The following is a 16252-nucleotide window of genomic DNA, read 5'->3' as shown; positions in this document are numbered from 1 at the left end:
CAGGCGCCTACGGCAGGCCGGCGGCGGCGGTCGTCGCCGCGAGCCGGCGCCGGACGCCGGCGTGGCGGATGGTGCCCGCGTGGGCGATGACCAGCGCGGCCAGGGCGGGTTCGGCCAGGTCGACGACCGGTCGTCCGCCGTGGACGAGGTGGGCCAGCAGTGCCGTGACGGAGCGGGAGAAGGCCGCGGAGGCGGCCTCCGGGACACGGGCGGCGAGGTCGCCGGCGCCGATCACGGTGACGCCGTTGGCGAGCACCCGCTCGATGCCGGGCTCGGCTCCGGCGACGGTGCGCCCGTATGGCCCGCAGGCCAGGTCCACCACCACTGACCCCGGCCGGAGCCTGCGGAGGGCGTCGTCGTCGATCAGCAGCAGCGGCGGGGTGTTGTCAGAGGGCTCGACCGTGCTGATCACGATGTCGAAGGACGGCAGGACCGCTGCCGGTGCTCGCTCGCCCGCCCCGTGGACCTGTACGTCGGCGCCGAGCAGCCGCGCCGTTTCGACCGTCCGCCGAGTGGCAGGGCCACCACCCAGAACCAGGACGCCGGCCAGTTCCCGGCCGAGCCGGTCGGCGGCCAGGCGGACAGCCCCGGACCCGGCGAACTCCGCCTGACCCGCCGCCGCGTCCAAGCTGCTCGCCGGCCCGGCCGTGGCCGGCAGCTGGTCCAGACTGATCAGGGTCGCCCCCTCGTCGGCCCACCGGCGGACCACGAAGGGAGCGTGCATCGGTCGCAGCAGGCCGATGAGGATCTGTCCGCGGCGCATTGGCCCGAGTCTGTCGACCGTGGGCCGCCGGACCGCGACCACGATGTCCGCCGAGGCCGCCTCGGCAGTGGGGACGACGCGCGCCCCGGCTGCCCGGTACAGAGCGCCGGTGAAGCCCGCGATGGCCCCTGCGCCGCCCTCGACCAGGACACTCAGCCCGAGGCTGCTGACGTCACGCACGCCTTCCGGTACGAGCGCCACCCGTGTCTCGCCCGGATGTCGCTCGCGGAGCACGCCCAGAGTCACGGCCGCCATCGCCGACCTCGCAGTCCGTCACGGAGAAGCCCTGTGCCCTCCCAGTATCCGCCTTTGCGAGGCTCCTGATCACCCCGGATACTCGAACGAGAGCCGTTGCCCGACTCCGTGCGGAGGTGGCCGTGGCCCGTCGTGGTTGGCAGTTCTGGGTGGACCGAGGGGGGACGTTCACAGATGTCGTCGGCCGGCGCCCGGACGGTCGCCTGGTCACCCACAAGCTGCTCTCGGTGGACCGCCGCCGCTACCGTGACGCTGCCGTCGCCGGCATCCGGAATCTCATGGGACTCGCCCCGGGACAGCCCCTCACCGACGTCGGCATCGAGGCCGTCCGGATGGGTACCACGGTTGCCACCAACGCCTTGCTGGAGCGCACCGGAGAGCGGACCGCACTGGTCGTCACCCGCGGTTTCGGTGACGCGCTGCGGATCGGCTACCAGGACCGCCCGCACATCTTCGCCCGCCGGATCGTCCTCCCGGAGCCGCTGTACGACGAGGTGATCGAGGCGGACGAGCGGATCACCGCCGACGGCACGGTGCTGCGCCCACCCGACCTCGACGCGCTCGGCGCCCGGTTGCGGACGGCGTACGACCGCGGAATCCGCTCGGTCGCGGTGGCTCTCCTGCACAGCCACCTCCACCCGGCGCACGAGCGCGTGATCGGTGAACTCGCCCACCGCATCGGCTTCCCGCAGGTGTCGCTGTCCAGCGAGGTCAGCCCGCTGATGCGGCTGGTGCCGCGCGGCGACACCACGGTCGTGGACGCCTACCTGACACCGGTGCTGCGCCGCTACATCGACGAGGTGGCGGACGAACTGCGCGGGGTGCGCCTGATGTTCATGCAGTCCAACGGGGGCTTGGCCGAGGCCGGTCACTTCCGGGGCAAGGACGCGATCCTCTCCGGCCCGGCCGGCGGTATCGTCGGAATGGCCCGGATGTCCGAACTGGCGGGCCACGACCGGGTGATCGGCTTCGACATGGGCGGCACCTCGACGGACGTCTCGCACTTCGCGGGTGCCTACGAGCGAGTGGTCAGCACCCAGGTTGCCGGGGTGCGGTTGAGGGCGCCGATGCTGGCGATCCACACGGTCGCCGCGGGTGGCGGATCGGTGCTGCACTTCGACGGCGCCCGCTACCGGGTCGGCCCGGACTCGGCCGGCGCCGACCCCGGCCCGCTGTCCTACCGGGCGGGTGGACCGCTGACGGTGACGGACGCCAACCTCATCCTGGGCCGGATCCAACCTGGCTGCTTTCCAGCGGTCTTCGGGCCCGGTGGCGACCTGCCGCTGGACCGGGAGGCGGTCCGGGAGGCGTTCCGCGGCCTCGCCGCCGACATCTCCGGCCGGACGGGCGACGACCGGACACCCGAGCAGGTCGCTGAGGGCTTCCTACGGATCGCCGTGGACAACATCGCCAACGCCGTGAAGCGGATCTCGGTCCAGCGGGGGCACGACGTCACCCGGTACGCGCTCACCACCTTCGGCGGCGCGGGCGGCCAGCACGCCTGCGCGGTCGCCGACGCCCTGGGCATCCGCACCGTTCTGGTACCGCCGGCGGCCGGACTGCTCTCCGCGCTCGGCATCGGGCTGGCCGACACCACCGTGATGCGCGAGCAGTCCGTCGAACTCCCTCTGGAACAGGCGTCGATGGGCAGGATCGGGGCGGTGGCCGAGGCGCTCACCGCGACCGCCCGGGCCGAGCTGCTGGCCGAGGATGTCCCGGCGGAGCGCGTCCGGACGGTCCGGCGGGCCCGGCTGCGCTACGACGGCACGGACACCGCGATTCCGGTCGACCTGGCCGAGCCGGCGGTCATGGCCGCCGCCTTCGAGGCCGCCCACCGCGCGTTGTACTCGTTTCTGATGGACCGTCAAGTCATTGTGGAGGCAATATCGGTGGAGGCGACCGGTCTCACCGGTTCGGTCGACCTCGACATCCTGGGCGTGGCTTCCGGCGAAGAGCCCGGCGTGCCCGAGGAGGCCGCCATGTACACCGGTGGGAGGTGGCGGAAGGTCGGCCTGTACCGGCGTGAACTGCTGCCCCCGGGCCGAACGGTGACCGGTCCCGCGATCGTGGCCGAGTCCGGCGCCACCACCGTGATCGATGGCGGCTGGCGGATGAAGGTCGGCCCACTGGGTCACCTGCTGCTGGAGCGGGTCGCCGCGCCCGCGGCCGAGACCGTCGGCACCGAGGCGGACCCGGTGCTACTGGAGGTCTTCAACAACCTCTTCATGTCGATCGCCGAACAGATGGGAGCGCGGCTGGAGTCCACCGCGCAGTCGGTCAACATCAAGGAGCGGCTGGACTTCTCCTGCGCCCTGTTCGACCCGGACGGCAGCCTCGTCGCCAACGCCCCGCACATCCCGGTCCACCTCGGCTCGATGGGCACCACCGTCCAGGAGGTGATCCGGCGGCGCGGCGGCTCGATGAGGCCCGGCGACACCTATGCCGTCAATGACCCCTATCACGGCGGCACCCACCTTCCCGACATCACCGTGGTCACCCCGGTCTTCGACGAGGCCGGAGAGCGGATCCTGTTCCACGTCGCCTCCCGCGGGCATCACGCCGAGATCGGTGGGCTCACACCCGGCTCGATGCCGGCCGCCAGTCACCGGATCGAGGAGGAGGGCGTGCTGTTCGACAACTGGCTGCTGGTCGAGGGCGGGCGGCTGCGGGAGGCGGAGACCCGGAAGCTGCTGCGCGAGGCGCCCTACCCCTCGCGCAACCCGGAAACCAACCTGGCCGACCTCCGGGCCCAGATCGCCGCCAACCGCAAGGGCGTCGAGGAGATCGGCGCGATGATCGGCCACTTCGGGCTGGACGTGGTGCAGGCGTACATGAGGCACGTCCAGGACAACGCCGAGGAGGCCGTGCGCCGGGTGATCGGCCGGCTGGACAACGGCGCTCACCGGTACGAGACCGACGCCGGGGCGGTGATCGCCGTACGCGTCACCGTCGACCACCGGGACCGTTCGGCCGTCGTCGACTTCACCGGCAGCGCGGACCAGCTCGACAGCAATCTCAACGCGCCCTCGTCGGTGGTCACCGCGGCGGTGCTGTACGTCTTCCGCACCCTGGTGGCCGAGGACATCCCGCTCAACGACGGCTGCCTGCGGCCGCTGCGGATCATCGTCCCGCCCGGGTCGATGCTGGCCCCGCGCCACCCGGCCGCCGTGGTTGCCGGGAATGTCGAGACCTCGCAGGCGATCGTGGGCGCTCTCTACGCGGCGCTCGGCGTCCAGGCGGAGGGCTCGGGCACGATGAACAACGTCAGCTTCGGCAACCGGGATCACCAATACTACGAAACAGTCGGTTCCGGCTCCGGCGCGGGCGACGGCTTCCACGGTGCCTCCGTGGTGCAGACCCACATGACGAACTCCCGGCTCACCGACCCCGAAGTACTGGAGTGGCGACTGCCGGTTCTGCTGGAGGAGTTCTCCGTCCGGGCGGGCAGCGGGGGCCCTGGAAGGTGGCATGGCGGCGACGGTGCCGTCCGGCGGATCAGGTTCCGCGAGCCGATGACCATCAGCCTCCTCTCCAGCCACCGCCGTGTCCCTCCGTACGGCCTCGCGGGGGGCCGGCCCGGCGCCCTCGGCGCCAACCGGGTCGAACGCGCCGACGGCTCGGTCCACCACCTGGCCGGCTGCGACTTCGTCATCGTGGAACCGGGCGATGTCCTGGTGGTCGAGACCCCCGGTGGCGGTGGCTACGGCCGGCCCTGACATCGATCCGGCCTGGCATCACCCGCCGGCCGGCTCTGTCAGCGGTCTGATCGAGGTACCGGACGGCACTGCCTCCGGAACGACCGTGCCGATCCGGGTGGACGACGTCGGCCGGCCCGCCGATCCGGCCAAGAGCCGGCAGGCGATCACCTCGGATGCCGTGGTCGTCGGCCTCGGCTCGGCGACCGGCCTCTCCGCAGTGGCCGCCGGTGCGTACGTGCTCCGCCGTCGTTCGCTCGAATTCGGGGGTTGAGGAACATCGGAACGAAAACCGGCGCTAAGCCCTCCCTGCTCTCCGGAGCCCGTTGACCTGCGCTTCCGTGGTGGTTGAACCTTCGGCGGTCGTGTTGATCAACTGCCTGGAGGTCCGGGGCGCCGGTCGAGTTTCTGACGGATGAGCAGGCCGCGGGGTACGCGGCGTTCCGAGGGGCGCCGGCCCGCGCGGAGCTGGAGCGGTTCTTCTTCCTGGACGACGCGGACCGGGAGCTGGTGGAGTCGAAGCGGCGGGCGCACAACCGGCTGGGCTTCGCAGCCCAGCTGACGACGGTGCGCTACCTGGGGGTGTTCCTGGACGATCCGACCGACATGCCGGTGGAGGTCGCGGACTACCTGGCCGAGCAGCTGGACATCGAGGACGCCTCGGTGCTGAAGGCGTACGGCGAGCGGGAGAACACCCGGCTCGACCATGTGCGCGAGCTGCGGCGGCTGCTGGAGTACCGGGAGTTCGCCGAGGCAGAGCCGGAGCTGCGGGCGTGGGTGGATGCACGGGCCTGGACGACCGGGGAGGGGCCGAAGGCGCTGTTCGACGCGGCGGTGGGGTGGCTGCGCGAGCGGCGGGTGCTGCTGCCCGGGGTGACAACGCTGACCCGGCTGGTCGCCGGGGTGCGGGAGGCGGCGAACCAGCGGCTGTGGGAGACGTTGCACGGCCTGCTGACGCCCGGGCAGCGGGCGGTGCTGGACGAGCTGCTGACGGTGCCGGCCGGGGCGCGGGTTTCGGAGCTGGACCGGTTGCGGCGCGGGCCGGTGCGGGTGTCGGGGCCGCAGATGAAGGCCGCGCTGGAGCGGGCCCAGGAGATCGCCCGGCTGGGGATGGGCGAGGTGGACGTGGCCGGGGTGCCGCCGCGCCGGCTGGCGGAGCTGTCCCGGTATGGCGTGGACGGGAAGGCGTCGCTGCTGCGTCGGCACGGCGACGCGCGGCGCCTGGCGACGCTGCTGGCCACCGCGGTGCACCTGACGACCCGGGCGGTGGACGACGCCCTGGACCTGCTGGACGTGCTGGTGGCCACCCGGCTGCTGGCGCGGGCGGAGCGGGAGACGGCGAAGGAGAAGTTGAAGACCCTGCCGAAGGTCGAGCGGGCCGGCGCGAAGCTCGCCGCCGCGCTCCAGGTGGTGCTGGAGGAGACCGCCGAGCAGGTGGACACCTCCACCGGGGAGATCACCGCGCCGAAGGTCGCCACGCTGGCGGCGATGTGGGAGGCGATCGAGGCGGTCGTGCCGCGGGGCGAGCTCGCCGCGGCGGTGGCCGCGATGGTCGAGCTGGCGCCGCCGCTGGACTCGGACGCGGACGAGGCGTGGCGGCGGATGCTGGTGTCCCGGTTCTCCACGGTGCGGCCGTTCTTGAAGCTGCTGGTGGAAGTGGTGGACTTCGATGCGACGGCGGAGGGGGCGCCGGTGCTGCGGGCGTTCGTGTCGCTGCCGGAGTTGATGGGTCGCAAGAAGGTCACCGAGGCGGAGGTCGACACCGGGCTGGCGACCAGGCCGCCGCCCCACGCCTGCGCGAGCGGGATCGCTGCCTGGGCGTCGAACGCCATCGTGCTCTGGACGACCCGCTGCATGGACGCCGCCTTGGCCCAGCTGCGCGCCGACGGCTTCGACGTCCGCGAGCAGGACGTCGCCCGGCTCTCGCCGTTCGTGCGGCACCACGTGAACCTGCTCGGCCGGTACAGCTTCCTGCTGCCCGAGATGCCCGGCGGCCTGCGGCCGCTGCGCGACCCGGACCGGGCCGGCCAGGACTGAAACCTGGGGGCCCGCCGGGTCAGCGGCCGGGCTCGGCCAGGTGCCACGGGGCGCCGGGGCGGGTGGCACGCGCGGTGGCGGCGAGCCGGATCGCGTACACGGGCGCTTCGCCGGGGAGTGGGCCGAGGTAGTGGTGGCCGACCATGTGGCACCAGGCCGGCAGGTCCAGCGGGGCAGCGGGGTCGGTGGCCACGATGTGCACCACCGTGCCCGCCGGCTCCTGCGAGATCCGCTCACGGAGTCTCAGCAGCAGGGTGACGCACAGCAGGCCGGTGCCGTCGACCACCAGGTCCGCGGCTGGCGGCTCGGCGGCGTTCACCGCGGCAGGCTCTGGGTGACGCGCCACAGCCGCCGGGGCAGGCCGCCTTCCTCGAAGGGGTGCACCTCGTCCAGGGTCCAGCCGTCGGCGAGGGAGTCGACCAGGTCGCGGGGGAAGAAGTGGACGGCGAAGCCGCCGTGCTCCCAGATGTCGTCGTCGTGGCCGGTGCCCGCCCCGTAGTGGGCGTCACCGGTGTGCCGCACGGTGTAGACGAACACCCCGCCCGGCCGCAGTACCCGGCGCACCTCGGCGACCAAGGCGCGGATCTCCTCGGTGGACAGCGCCATGCACAGCAGCATGTGCGCGAACACCGCGTCCACGCTGGCGTCGGCCAGCGGGAGCGGCTCGCGCACGTCGTGCACCGCGGTGGTGACCCGCTCCGCCGTGCCCTGGGCAGCGGCGGCCGCGCGCAGCTGCTCCAGGCCGACGGGGCTGAAGTCGGCGGCCAGCACGGAGAAGCCCTCGCGGGCGAAGTGCAGCGCGTCACGGCCGTGACCGGCGCCCAGCTCCAGCACCTCGACCGCCCCGGCGGCCCGGAAGACGGCGGCGGCGTGCACGGCCGGCTCGGAGGGCTCCTCCCCGTACATGCCCGGGTTGCCGCTGTAGGTGTGCTGCCAGTGCTCCCGCTGGACATCGCCCAGCTCGTGTTCGTGCTCCGGCATCGTCCCGCCTCTTCTCGCCGCCCGGCCCGCGCCGGAGCTCTCCGCAGGTCAGCCTAGATCCGCCGCCCGGCCGGCGCGGCGGCGGCCCCGCACCGGGCGGCCCCGCCGTCAGGGCCGCCGGTCCGAGGCCGGATACTGGCCCGGCCGCACGCCGACAGGGGAGCTCGTGACGACCTGGTCCGCCCTGCTGCCCGCCTTCACGGCCGGGCTGCTGATCTCGACGCTGACCGCCCCGGTCGGCGTGTCCGGCGCGGTGTTCCTGCTGCCGGTCCAGGTCAGCGTGCTAGGCGTGCCCAGCCCGGCCGTGACGCCGACGAACCTGCTGTTCAACGTCGTGGCCGCCCCCGGTGCGCTGCTGCGCTACCGCCGGGCCGGGAGCCTGGGCGGACCGCTCACCCGCCTGCTGGTGACCGGCACCGTCCCGGGCGTGGTGATCGGCGCCGCTGTGCGGGTCTTCGCCGTCCCCGGCCCCAGGGTCTTCCGGCTCCTGGTCGCCGCCCTGCTGCTCCCGCTGGGGCTCTGGCTGTGCGCCCGCACCCTGCGCCCGGCCCGGGCCCGGCCCGCGGTCCCGCTGACCGGCCGCGCCACCCGGCTGCTGGCGACGGCGGTCGGTGCGGTCGGCGGGATCTACGGCATCGGCGGCGGCTCGATCCTGGGCCCGGTGCTGGTGGGCCGCGGCCTGCCGGTGGCCACCGTCGCCCCGGCCGCGCTCGCCTCCACCTTCGTCACCTCGCTGGCCGGGGCGGGCACCTACGCCCTGCTCGCCCTGGTCGCCGAGGGGGACATCGCGCCGGACTGGACGCTCGGGCTGAGCACCGGGCTCGGCGGGCTGGCCGGCGGCTACCTCGGCGCCCGCCTCCAGCCCCGCCTGCTCGAGACCGCCTTGCGGATGCTGCTGGGAGCCCTCGCCGTAGGCGTGGGCGCCCTCTACCTCGGCCAGGCACTGCGCTGACCGGTACTCAGCAGCAGTCGCAGCCCGCCCGGCAGCCGCAGGCGTCGACGCCCGGGCCGCCGGGCGGCGGGGCGAGGCCGGGAGCGGGCGCGCAGCAGCCCTTGCCCTGCCAGGCGTCGCGGCCCTCCTTCACGGCGATCACGGCGATGACCAGGGCGGCGATCGGATCGGCCCAGGACCAGCCGAGGGTGGCGTTCAGGACCAGGCCCACCAGCAGGACGGCGGACAGGTAGGTGCACAGCAGGGTCTGCTTGGAGTCGGCGACCGCGCTGGCGGAGCCGAGTTCGCGCCCGGCCCGGCGCTGGGCCGCGGACAGGAAAGGCATCACCGCCAGGGACAGCGCGGCGAGCACGATGCCCGCAACCGAGCGTTCGGCCTCGCCGGTGCCGGCCAGCGCCCGCGCCGAGTCGGCGCCGACGTAGGCGGCGAGTGCGAAGAAGGAGACCGCGATCATCCGCAGCGTGGTCTTCTCGCGGGCCTCGCGCGCCGCGTGGTCGGTCGCGGAGAACTGCCAGGCCACCGCCGCGGCGGAGGACACCTCGATGATCGAGTCCAGGCCGAAGCCGATCAGCGCGGTGGAGGAGGCGACGGTGCCGGCGGTGAGGGCGACGACCGCCTCGATCACGTTGTAGGCGATCGTGGTGGCCACCAGCAGGCGGATCCGGCGGGCGAGCGCGTCGCGTCGCTGCGGCGACGGCCCACGCTCCGGGGCGGGACCGAGGGATATCGAGACGTCGACGGCCATGGTCAGCAGCAGCCCTTCTCGGCGGTGTCCGGGCAGGTGCGCTCGGCGGCCACCGCGAGCACGGTGGTGCGCAGATCCTCCAGCGCGTGCCCGAGCCGGGGGTCGGCGAGCTCGTAACGGGTGCGCCGGCCGACCGGGACGGCGACGACCAGGCCGCAGTCGCGCAGGCAGGCCAGGTGGTTGGAGAGCCGGGTGCGGGAGACGCCGAGCGTCTCCGCCAGGTCGGCGGGATGGGCCGGGGCCTCGCGCAGGGCGAGCAGGATGCGGCAGCGGATCGGGTCGGCGAGCGCGCGGCCGAACCGCGCCAGGACCTCGACCTCGGAAGCGAGAGTCAGCACCCGCCCACAGTACAGAGAATCGTGGATTCACAAAACCATGAACTATTGGAGTGAGGGTGGGTGCGGCGTGAGGACGGCCCGGACCGCGTCAGCGTCGGGCATCCCCGGGCGCAAGGAGGCTGGTGACGGCGGCGATGGCCTCCGCCGAGGGCTTGAAGTAGCGGCGGACGTTCTCCGCCTTCTTGTGCCGGGACTTCGCCATCAGCATCAGCTCGGAGGCACCTCGCTCGCCGAGGTGGGTGAGGGAGGAGTGACGGTACTCGTGCAGGTCCCAGCCGGTGCCCGGCCCGGCGTGCGCGGTGTGCTGGTCGAGCAGCGCGCGGGCCTGGCCGTAGGAGAGGCGGGCCAGGCCGGTGTCCGGACAGACGTCCCGGGCGGAGAGCACCTTGCCGGGCCCGGGGCGGCGGTGGGTGACGAACACCGGCCCACGGGTGCGGCCCTTGAGCAGGCGGGGCAGCAGCCGGGCAGTGCCCGCGTCCCAGAAGACCGTCTCCAGCACGTAGTCGGCGCGCTCGGCGCTGCGCCGACGCACCTTCGGCTGAGCGCCCTTGGCCTTCACCGGGCATCGGCGCCCGGCCAGGTCCAGCTCCTCGATGTTGACGTCCAGGATCTCCTCGGAGCGGGCGCACGTCTCGTAGAGCATCCGCCACAGGGTCTTCTCCCGCAGGTGGACGTCGCGGCGGGCGATCAGCCGGTCGATCGCCATCTTCGAGCGCACCGGGGTGTCCGAGTCCGGCGGCGGCATCCGCTTCGCCCAGGCCGGCACCCGCGGCCCGTCGTAGCCGCGCTCGGCGCACCAGCTCGTCCAGGACAGCACCGCGCCGCGGCGGGCGTTCCAGGTGTTCACCGCCGCGTCGCCCCACAGCAGCTCCAGCGTGCCGCCGATCTCGTCGTCCGCCACCGAGGCGAGCGGCCGGCCCTCGCCGATCCGCTCGGCGGTCTTCCCGACCGCGATGCCGTAGTTCCGGACGGTGTTCGGGTTGGAGAGCGAGTCGAGGAAGGCGTCGGCGGCCGTCCGGACGGTCAACGCCTTCCCGGTCGGCAGCAGCAGGACGGGCACCGGCTTCCCCTTGTCACAGATAACAGGGCCGCTTCGCGCAGCGGCCCGGCGACGTCGCCGCAGGTCATGATCAGCGATGCCGCAGATAATAGGGCGTTATCTGTGAAACGACTTCACCACCGCCCGACGCCGACGACCCGTCAGCCGCCCACCAGCGGCGATCGAGGCTTAGCGCCGGTTTTCGTTCCGATGTTCCTCAACCCCCAATTCCGGGCGGAGTTGGGCTGGGAGCCGGAGTGGGAGCGGGTCGAGCCGCTCTGGTCCGGGCGGAGTTGAGAGTGGATCGTCGGACGACTCTCAGAGTGGGAAGGCACGGTCCTCGCCGGGTCGGACGATGGTCGGGGTGCCGCGGAACCGGATCTGGACGGGCTCCTGGGGTCCTTCCCGCAGGCTCACCGTGACCGTCCGGCGGTCGGTGGCGATCACGACGCCCCAGTGGCCGCGGTAGCGCAGCTCCAGCTCGATCCGGCCGAGGGCGGACGGCAGGTGCGGGTCCAGCCAGAGGGCGTCCTCGCGGATCTCCAGGCCGGTGTAGCAGCGTTGCAGCAGGTCGACGGCGCCGGCCATGGCGCCGAGGTGGACGCCTTCGGCGGTGGTGCCGCCCTGAGAGTCCCGGAGGTCGGCGACCAGGGCGTCGCGGAAGTGCCGCCAGGAGGCGCGGCGGTCGGAGCTGGTGAGGACCCACGCGTGGACCACCGAGCTGAGCGTCGAGCCGTGCACCGTGCGGCGCAGGTAGTAGGCGGTGGTCCGGCGCAGCAGCTCGTGGCCGGCCGGGTAGCCGAGCCGGCGGAGCAGGTCGCGGACCTCACGGGCGGAGAACAGGTACCAGAGCATGAGGACGTCCGCCTGCTTGGAGACCCGGTAGCGGTTGGCGGTGTCGCCCTCGGCCTCCAGGATCCGGTCGAGGCGGCGCAGGTCGGGGTAGCGGTACCGGTAGGCGGTCCAGTCGAGTTCGGCGAGCCGGTCGTAGCCGTCGAACTGGCTGAGCACGCCATCGTGGAAGGGGACGTGCAACCGTCGCCCGACCTCACGCCAGCGGTCGAGTTCGGCGTCGTCGAGAGTCAGCCGTTCCAGCAGCTCGCCGCGCCGGTAGCCGGGCAGGGCGCGGACGGTGTCGAGAGCGCGGGCCAGCACCCAGGAGGCGAGGACGTTGGTGTAGGCGTTGTCGTCCAGACCGGGGCCGTCCGCCCACGGGTAGGCGTCGTGGTACTCGTCCGGGCCCAGTACCCCGCGGATCGAGTAGCGGTCCCGCCGGGGATCGTAGGTGGCGGCCGAGGACCAGAACCGGGCGATCTCCAGGAGCGTTTCGGCGCCGGCTTCGGCGAGGAAGTCCAGGTCGCCGGTGGCTTGGTAGTACTGCCAGATGTTGTAGGCGACGGCCGAGCCGACGTGTCGCTGGAGGTGGCTGTGGTCGGGCAGCCAGCGGCCCGAGAGCGGGTTCAGGTGGAGCTGCTGGGACTCCTCGCGGCCGTCGCTCGCGCTCTGCCACGGGTACATCGCGCCACGAAGGCCGACCTCGCGGGCAGCTTGGCGGGCCGCGTCCAGGCGGCGGTGGCGGTAGCGCAGGACAGCTCGGGCAAGCTCGGGGAACCGCAGGTTGAGCAGTTGGAGGACGAACAGCTCGTCCCAGAAGACGTGGCCGCGGTAGGCCTCGCCGTGGAGCCCCCGGGCCGGGATGCCGACGTCGAGGTCGGCGGAGTGCTCCGAGTACGTCTGGAGCAGGTGGAAGAGGTTCAGGTGCAGCGGGCCGGCGCCGTCGAAGTCCGCCTCGATCCGGCAGCGCCGCCACAACTCGGCCCAACGCAATGAGTGTTCGGCCAGCAACCGGTCGAAGCCGGGGGCCTGTGCGGCGAGCAGGCGTGACGCATCGAGGGGCGCCCCGATCGCCGGGTCGCGGGAGGTGTGGACGGCGACCGTCTTCTCCACCGTCACCGGGTGGCCGGGCCGGATGTCCGCGGTGAGGGTCTGGGCCGCCAAGCCTTCCCCGAACTCTGCACTGCGGTCGGCGTCGACGGGTGCGCCTGCCCGGTACAGGCGGGTCCGCGCAGCGAGTGCGATGTGCAGTGGCGAACCGGCGGTGGCGACCTCCAGCCAGAGCGGCCCGTCCTCGTCCGTGCCCTGGCCGGTCGGTACCAGGTGGCGGGCGGTCAGGCCGCGGTAGCGGGCGACCCCGGTGTTGGCCACGGTGCCGTCGAGGGCGGAGCGGATCTCGATCGGGCCGGACCAGTTCTCCGCGGTCAGTGTGGTCTCCAGAGCGAGCAGATGCCGCTGCGCCTGGCTGGCGAGGCGGCGCTGCACCAGGCGGGTCCGCCGCCCCCCGGAATCGACGACCAGGGCGCACCGGGTCAGCAGCCCGCGCCGCAGGTCCAGCTCCAGGGTCTGCTCGACCGGCGGGCCGGTGAACCACTCGCCGCCAGTCGGGCGGAAGGTCAGTGGCAGCCAGTTCGGGGTGTTGATCAGGTCCTCGTTGGTGACGGTGCGGCCCGCGACCGTCGAGGAGGCGCGGTCGTAGCATCCGGCCAGGTAGGTGCCCGGGTAGTGGACCCCGTCGGCGGCCGACTCGGGTGCGGCGCCGCGGCTGACGACGTAGCCGTTGCCGACCGCGCAGAGCACCTCCCACAGACCCTCCTCGGCCGGGGTGAAGCCCTCGTAGCGCAGGGTCCACGGGTCGGGCATCGCGGTGGCGGCCGCCGTGGTCGTGGTGACGGTCTCCGGTTTCACGCGGCGGGCCTCCGTGCTGTCGGCGTGCTTCCAGTTTGCGCACCGAGTCGTGGGTCGCTCATCCGGCGTCGTCGGCGGCTTCCTCCTCTGCCGTGTGGATGGCCCGGCCGGTGACGGAGCTGGGCCTGATCCGCACCCATACGTCGCGCTCGCCGGCCCATGGATCGGGGGACCCTCGCCGCACGAGGTGCTCGATGGCCTCCGGTTCGTCGAATGCGGTGGCCTCACCGACGGCCAGGACGCTCCAGCCGGTGCGTGACGCCTCGTCGATCCGGTCGACCTCGAAGGCGATCCGGGTGCCCAGGGTGGCGGCGAGGGTGCTTCCGCCGGTGGTGCGGAAGAGCAGCGTGCCGTCGAGGACGCGGTAGTTGACGGGCAGCACGACCGGCCCCTCGGCGGTGCTCAGCGCGACCCGTCCGACACCACCTGGTGCCAGCTTGCCCCAGCACTGTGCCGCCGACAGCTCCGTCAGGACCGGGTGGGCGGCGGCCGCCGCTGATCCGGACGGCAGGTCGAGTCCGCCACCGAGCAACTGAGAGGCGGAGGTCCCGAGGGCGTCGGCCAGTCTGATCAGCGGCCCGGTCTCGACGGTGGCCGGCGACGACTCCAGATACTCCAGAAACCCTTCCGCCATGCCGGCTTTCGCGGCCGTCTCGGCGCGGCTGAGCCCGAGCTGCCGCCGGCGCAGGGCGATCCGGCGCCCGATGTCACCGGGACCGGCCGAGCCTTCCTCGGCATCGTGGGATCCGGATGGACGGGCCTTCGACGGCTCCCCGCCCGATTCTGTCATGGGCATGAACTTCTCCTTCCAAGGCCCGGCCTGCCGGGGAGCGCCGCATCGGCGCCGGCCGGCCGGCACAGTTCCATGGTCGGCGAGTACGGGCTCGACGGCGAGGGCCGACGGGGAGGTGCAGGGTGCCGGACGGTCCGCCCGTGTGCGGCCGGATGGTGGGCCGGTCGGCCCTTCCCGAGGAGGGAGGACGGGCGGACGCTGGAGTTGTCCTGACCGCCGTGGCCGCCGCCGAGGGCCTGCGCGGGCTCGGGCACAGGGGAGAGGTCGTGTTGAAGGCGTACTGGCCCGGCCAGGTCCACAAGAGCGCCGCCGGCGCGGTGCACACCGGGCTGGCCACGGATGCCCAGGTCAGGGACGTCTTCCGCGAGTTCGGCGAACGCTTCGGCGAGCAGCTGAGCGGCGCAGTCGTGCAGCCGACGGCCGCACCCGGTGTCGAACTGCTCGCCGGTGTGGTCCAGGACCGGGTCTTCGGCCCGCTCGTCGTCCTCGGCATGGGCGGCACCGCCGCCGACGTCCTCGCCGACCGAGCCGCCCGCCTCGCTCCGCTCACCGAGCACGACCTCACCACCATGATCACCGAACTCCGCGGCGCGCCCTTGCTGTTGGGCCACCAGGGCACGCCCCCGGTCGACCTCGCGGCGGTCCGCGATGTGCTCGCCAGACTCTCCCGGATCGCCGCCGACCTTCCCCAACTCGTCGAGGCGGACCTCAACCCCCTCATCGCCCGCCCCGGCGGCGCCGTCTGCGTCGACGCCCGGGTCAGGCTGGAACCCCGGCCCTCGTTCGGCCCTTACCTGCGACGACTGCGCCGACCGGCCGCCGCCCAAGAGGCGTGAGCACGATGAACCACAGCATCCTCGACGGCACCCCCGTCGAGACCATCGCCCACCCGGACGCCTCACCGACGTCCGGCCGCACCCGGGTGCGCGCCTGCATGAGCCGCCCCGGCATCGCCGTCACCCCCGGCACCGACTTCGCCACCGTGGTCGCCGCCATCACCGCCTCCCGGCGCGGCATCCTGCCCGTCGTCACGGCCGACGGCACGGTCGCGGGCGTCGTCGCCGCCTCCGACCTGCTCGCCGCCTACGCCGACGAACACACAGGGCGAGCCGTCCGGGGCGAACTCCACGCACAGGACCTCATGACCGCGCCCGCGATCACCGTGACCGACGAGCAGAGCGTCACCGAGACGGTCGCCCTGCTACGCCGCGAATCCCTGCACCACCTGCCGGTGGTCGACGGCGACGGCCGACTGGTCGGCCTGGTCTCACCGCACGACCTGCTGGACGCCCTGCGCCACGACGACGAGGCCGTCCGGACCGAAGCACTCGCCATCGTGCTCACCCCCGGCTCCGGCATTGCCCCCGCCTCGGTCCGGGTCACCTGCGAGCGTGGTCACGTCGTGCTGAACGGCCGCACTCGCACCCGTAGTGACGCCGCCGCGATCTGCCTGCAGGTCGCCCGCGTCGATGGGCTCACCGGGCTCACCGACCGGCTCGGCTGGGACTTCGACGACACCACGCCTCATGCCGCCGGCTGACCCTCGCCGACCGAACGGGGCGGCACGGGGGCTCAGCCCGGGACGACGACGTGGTCCACAGCGAAGGGCCGTCCAGCCGGTGTGGAACCGCGTGGCCGACCGGCTCTCTGGTGCGGCTCGGCGGTCCGGCGCGCAGAATCGTTCGGGAGACGACGCCAACCTCCGGGGAGCCGGCGATGGACGCGACGGAGCCCGACCGGCCCGTACGGGTGTTTCTGCTGGACGACCACGAGGTGGTCCGGCGGGGGGTGCGCGACCTTTTGGAGGCGGAGCCCGACATGGAGGTCGTCGGTGAGGCCGGCACCTGCGCGCAGGCACTGGCCCGTGTCCCGGCATTGCGGCCGCAGGTCGCGGTCCTGGACGTGCGGTTGC

Annotated in this window: 15 protein-coding genes; 7 read left to right on the top strand and 8 right to left on the bottom strand. The window is 73.2% G+C overall.

From position 1 onward, the window contains the following. Positions 1 to 7: 7 nt before the first annotated feature. Positions 8 to 1018: a Rossmann-fold NAD(P)-binding domain-containing protein gene (locus tag ACZ6NC_RS08390; protein WP_465730269.1), complete on the bottom strand. Its 1011-nt coding sequence runs from the start codon at positions 1016 to 1018 to the stop codon at positions 8 to 10. Between the two features lie 122 nt (positions 1019 to 1140). Between ACZ6NC_RS08390 and ACZ6NC_RS08385 the strand changes: the two genes are divergently transcribed. The 3 genes from ACZ6NC_RS08385 to ACZ6NC_RS08375 all read left to right on the top strand — a co-directional run bounded on the left by ACZ6NC_RS08385 (position 1141) and on the right by ACZ6NC_RS08375 (position 6750). Then, positions 1141 to 4734, top strand: coding sequence for a hydantoinase B/oxoprolinase family protein (locus tag ACZ6NC_RS08385; RefSeq protein ID WP_465730267.1), 3594 nt, complete (start codon positions 1141 to 1143; stop codon positions 4732 to 4734). A gap of 85 nt (positions 4735 to 4819) precedes the next feature. Further along, the gene (locus tag ACZ6NC_RS08380; protein ID WP_465730265.1) at positions 4820 to 4987 is read left to right on the top strand and encodes a hypothetical protein; all 168 of its coding nucleotides are present in this window, start codon (positions 4820 to 4822) and stop codon (positions 4985 to 4987) included. Between the two features lie 134 nt (positions 4988 to 5121). Then, positions 5122 to 6750, top strand: a complete 1629-nt coding sequence (locus ACZ6NC_RS08375; protein WP_465730637.1) for a DUF4158 domain-containing protein — start codon at positions 5122 to 5124, stop codon at positions 6748 to 6750. Positions 6751 to 6769: 19 nt separating this feature from the next. Here ACZ6NC_RS08375 and ACZ6NC_RS08370 read toward each other — a convergent pair whose 3' ends face one another. Then, the gene (locus ACZ6NC_RS08370; RefSeq protein WP_465730263.1) at positions 6770 to 7069 is read right to left on the bottom strand and encodes a sulfurtransferase TusA family protein; all 300 of its coding nucleotides are present in this window, start codon (positions 7067 to 7069) and stop codon (positions 6770 to 6772) included. After that, positions 7066 to 7731, bottom strand: a complete 666-nt coding sequence (locus ACZ6NC_RS08365) for a class I SAM-dependent methyltransferase (RefSeq protein WP_465730261.1) — start codon at positions 7729 to 7731, stop codon at positions 7066 to 7068. The genes ACZ6NC_RS08370 and ACZ6NC_RS08365 overlap by 4 nt, the downstream gene beginning before the upstream one ends. Positions 7732 to 7897: 166 nt before the next feature. Here ACZ6NC_RS08365 and ACZ6NC_RS08360 point away from each other — a divergent pair, with 166 nt between their 5' ends. After that, a complete protein-coding gene (locus ACZ6NC_RS08360; RefSeq protein WP_465730259.1) occupies positions 7898 to 8683 on the top strand; it encodes a TSUP family transporter in 786 nt (261 codons plus the stop codon). 7 nt (positions 8684 to 8690) lie between these two features. Here ACZ6NC_RS08360 and ACZ6NC_RS08355 read toward each other — a convergent pair whose 3' ends face one another. The 5 genes from ACZ6NC_RS08355 to ACZ6NC_RS08335 form a co-directional block, all read right to left on the bottom strand. Next, positions 8691 to 9428, bottom strand: a complete 738-nt coding sequence (locus tag ACZ6NC_RS08355; protein WP_465730257.1) for a cation efflux transmembrane domain-containing protein — start codon at positions 9426 to 9428, stop codon at positions 8691 to 8693. 2 nt (positions 9429 to 9430) lie between these two features. Further along, positions 9431 to 9766, bottom strand: coding sequence for an ArsR/SmtB family transcription factor (locus ACZ6NC_RS08350; protein ID WP_465730255.1), 336 nt, complete (start codon positions 9764 to 9766; stop codon positions 9431 to 9433). 88 nt (positions 9767 to 9854) lie between these two features. Further along, positions 9855 to 10826 (bottom strand): tyrosine-type recombinase/integrase, encoded by a 972-nt coding sequence (locus ACZ6NC_RS08345; protein ID WP_465730253.1) that lies wholly within the window; start codon positions 10824 to 10826, stop codon positions 9855 to 9857. A 297-nt stretch (positions 10827 to 11123) separates the two neighbouring features. Beyond that, entirely contained in the window at positions 11124 to 13547 is a 2424-nt protein-coding gene (locus tag ACZ6NC_RS08340) for a glycoside hydrolase family 65 protein (RefSeq protein ID WP_465730251.1), read from the bottom strand. Between the two features lie 58 nt (positions 13548 to 13605). After that, the gene (locus ACZ6NC_RS08335; protein ID WP_465730249.1) at positions 13606 to 14343 is read right to left on the bottom strand and encodes a helix-turn-helix domain-containing protein; all 738 of its coding nucleotides are present in this window, start codon (positions 14341 to 14343) and stop codon (positions 13606 to 13608) included. A 215-nt stretch (positions 14344 to 14558) separates the two neighbouring features. Between ACZ6NC_RS08335 and ACZ6NC_RS08330 the strand changes: the two genes are divergently transcribed. The 3 genes from ACZ6NC_RS08330 to ACZ6NC_RS08320 all read left to right on the top strand — a co-directional run. Beyond that, entirely contained in the window at positions 14559 to 15176 is a 618-nt protein-coding gene (locus ACZ6NC_RS08330; protein WP_465730247.1) for an acetate--CoA ligase family protein, read from the top strand. A gap of 5 nt (positions 15177 to 15181) precedes the next feature. Next, complete coding sequence (locus tag ACZ6NC_RS08325; protein WP_465730245.1) at positions 15182 to 15880, top strand: CBS domain-containing protein; 699 nt, start codon at positions 15182 to 15184, stop codon at positions 15878 to 15880. A gap of 176 nt (positions 15881 to 16056) precedes the next feature. Next, positions 16057 to 16252 (top strand): response regulator transcription factor (locus tag ACZ6NC_RS08320; protein ID WP_465730243.1); only part of this gene is annotated, 196 nt, incomplete at its 3' end.

This window comes from Kitasatospora sp. NPDC041988, assembly GCF_055588525.1.
This window is presented reverse-complemented; position numbering and strand designations above follow the sequence as displayed.

Excerpts from the sequence above, each read along its gene's own strand:
- ACZ6NC_RS08390 (WP_465730269.1), bottom strand. The coding sequence starts at position 1,018 with ATGGCGGCCGTGACTCTGGGCGTGCTCCGCGAGCGACATCCGGGCGAG.
- ACZ6NC_RS08365 (WP_465730261.1), bottom strand. The coding sequence starts at position 7,731 with ATGCCGGAGCACGAACACGAGCTGGGCGATGTCCAGCGGGAGCACTGG.
- ACZ6NC_RS08355 (WP_465730257.1), bottom strand. The coding sequence starts at position 9,428 with ATGGCCGTCGACGTCTCGATATCCCTCGGTCCCGCCCCGGAGCGTGGG.
- ACZ6NC_RS08335 (WP_465730249.1), bottom strand. The coding sequence starts at position 14,343 with ATGCCCATGACAGAATCGGGCGGGGAGCCGTCGAAGGCCCGTCCATCC.
- ACZ6NC_RS08325 (WP_465730245.1), top strand. The coding sequence starts at position 15,182 with ATGAACCACAGCATCCTCGACGGCACCCCCGTCGAGACCATCGCCCAC.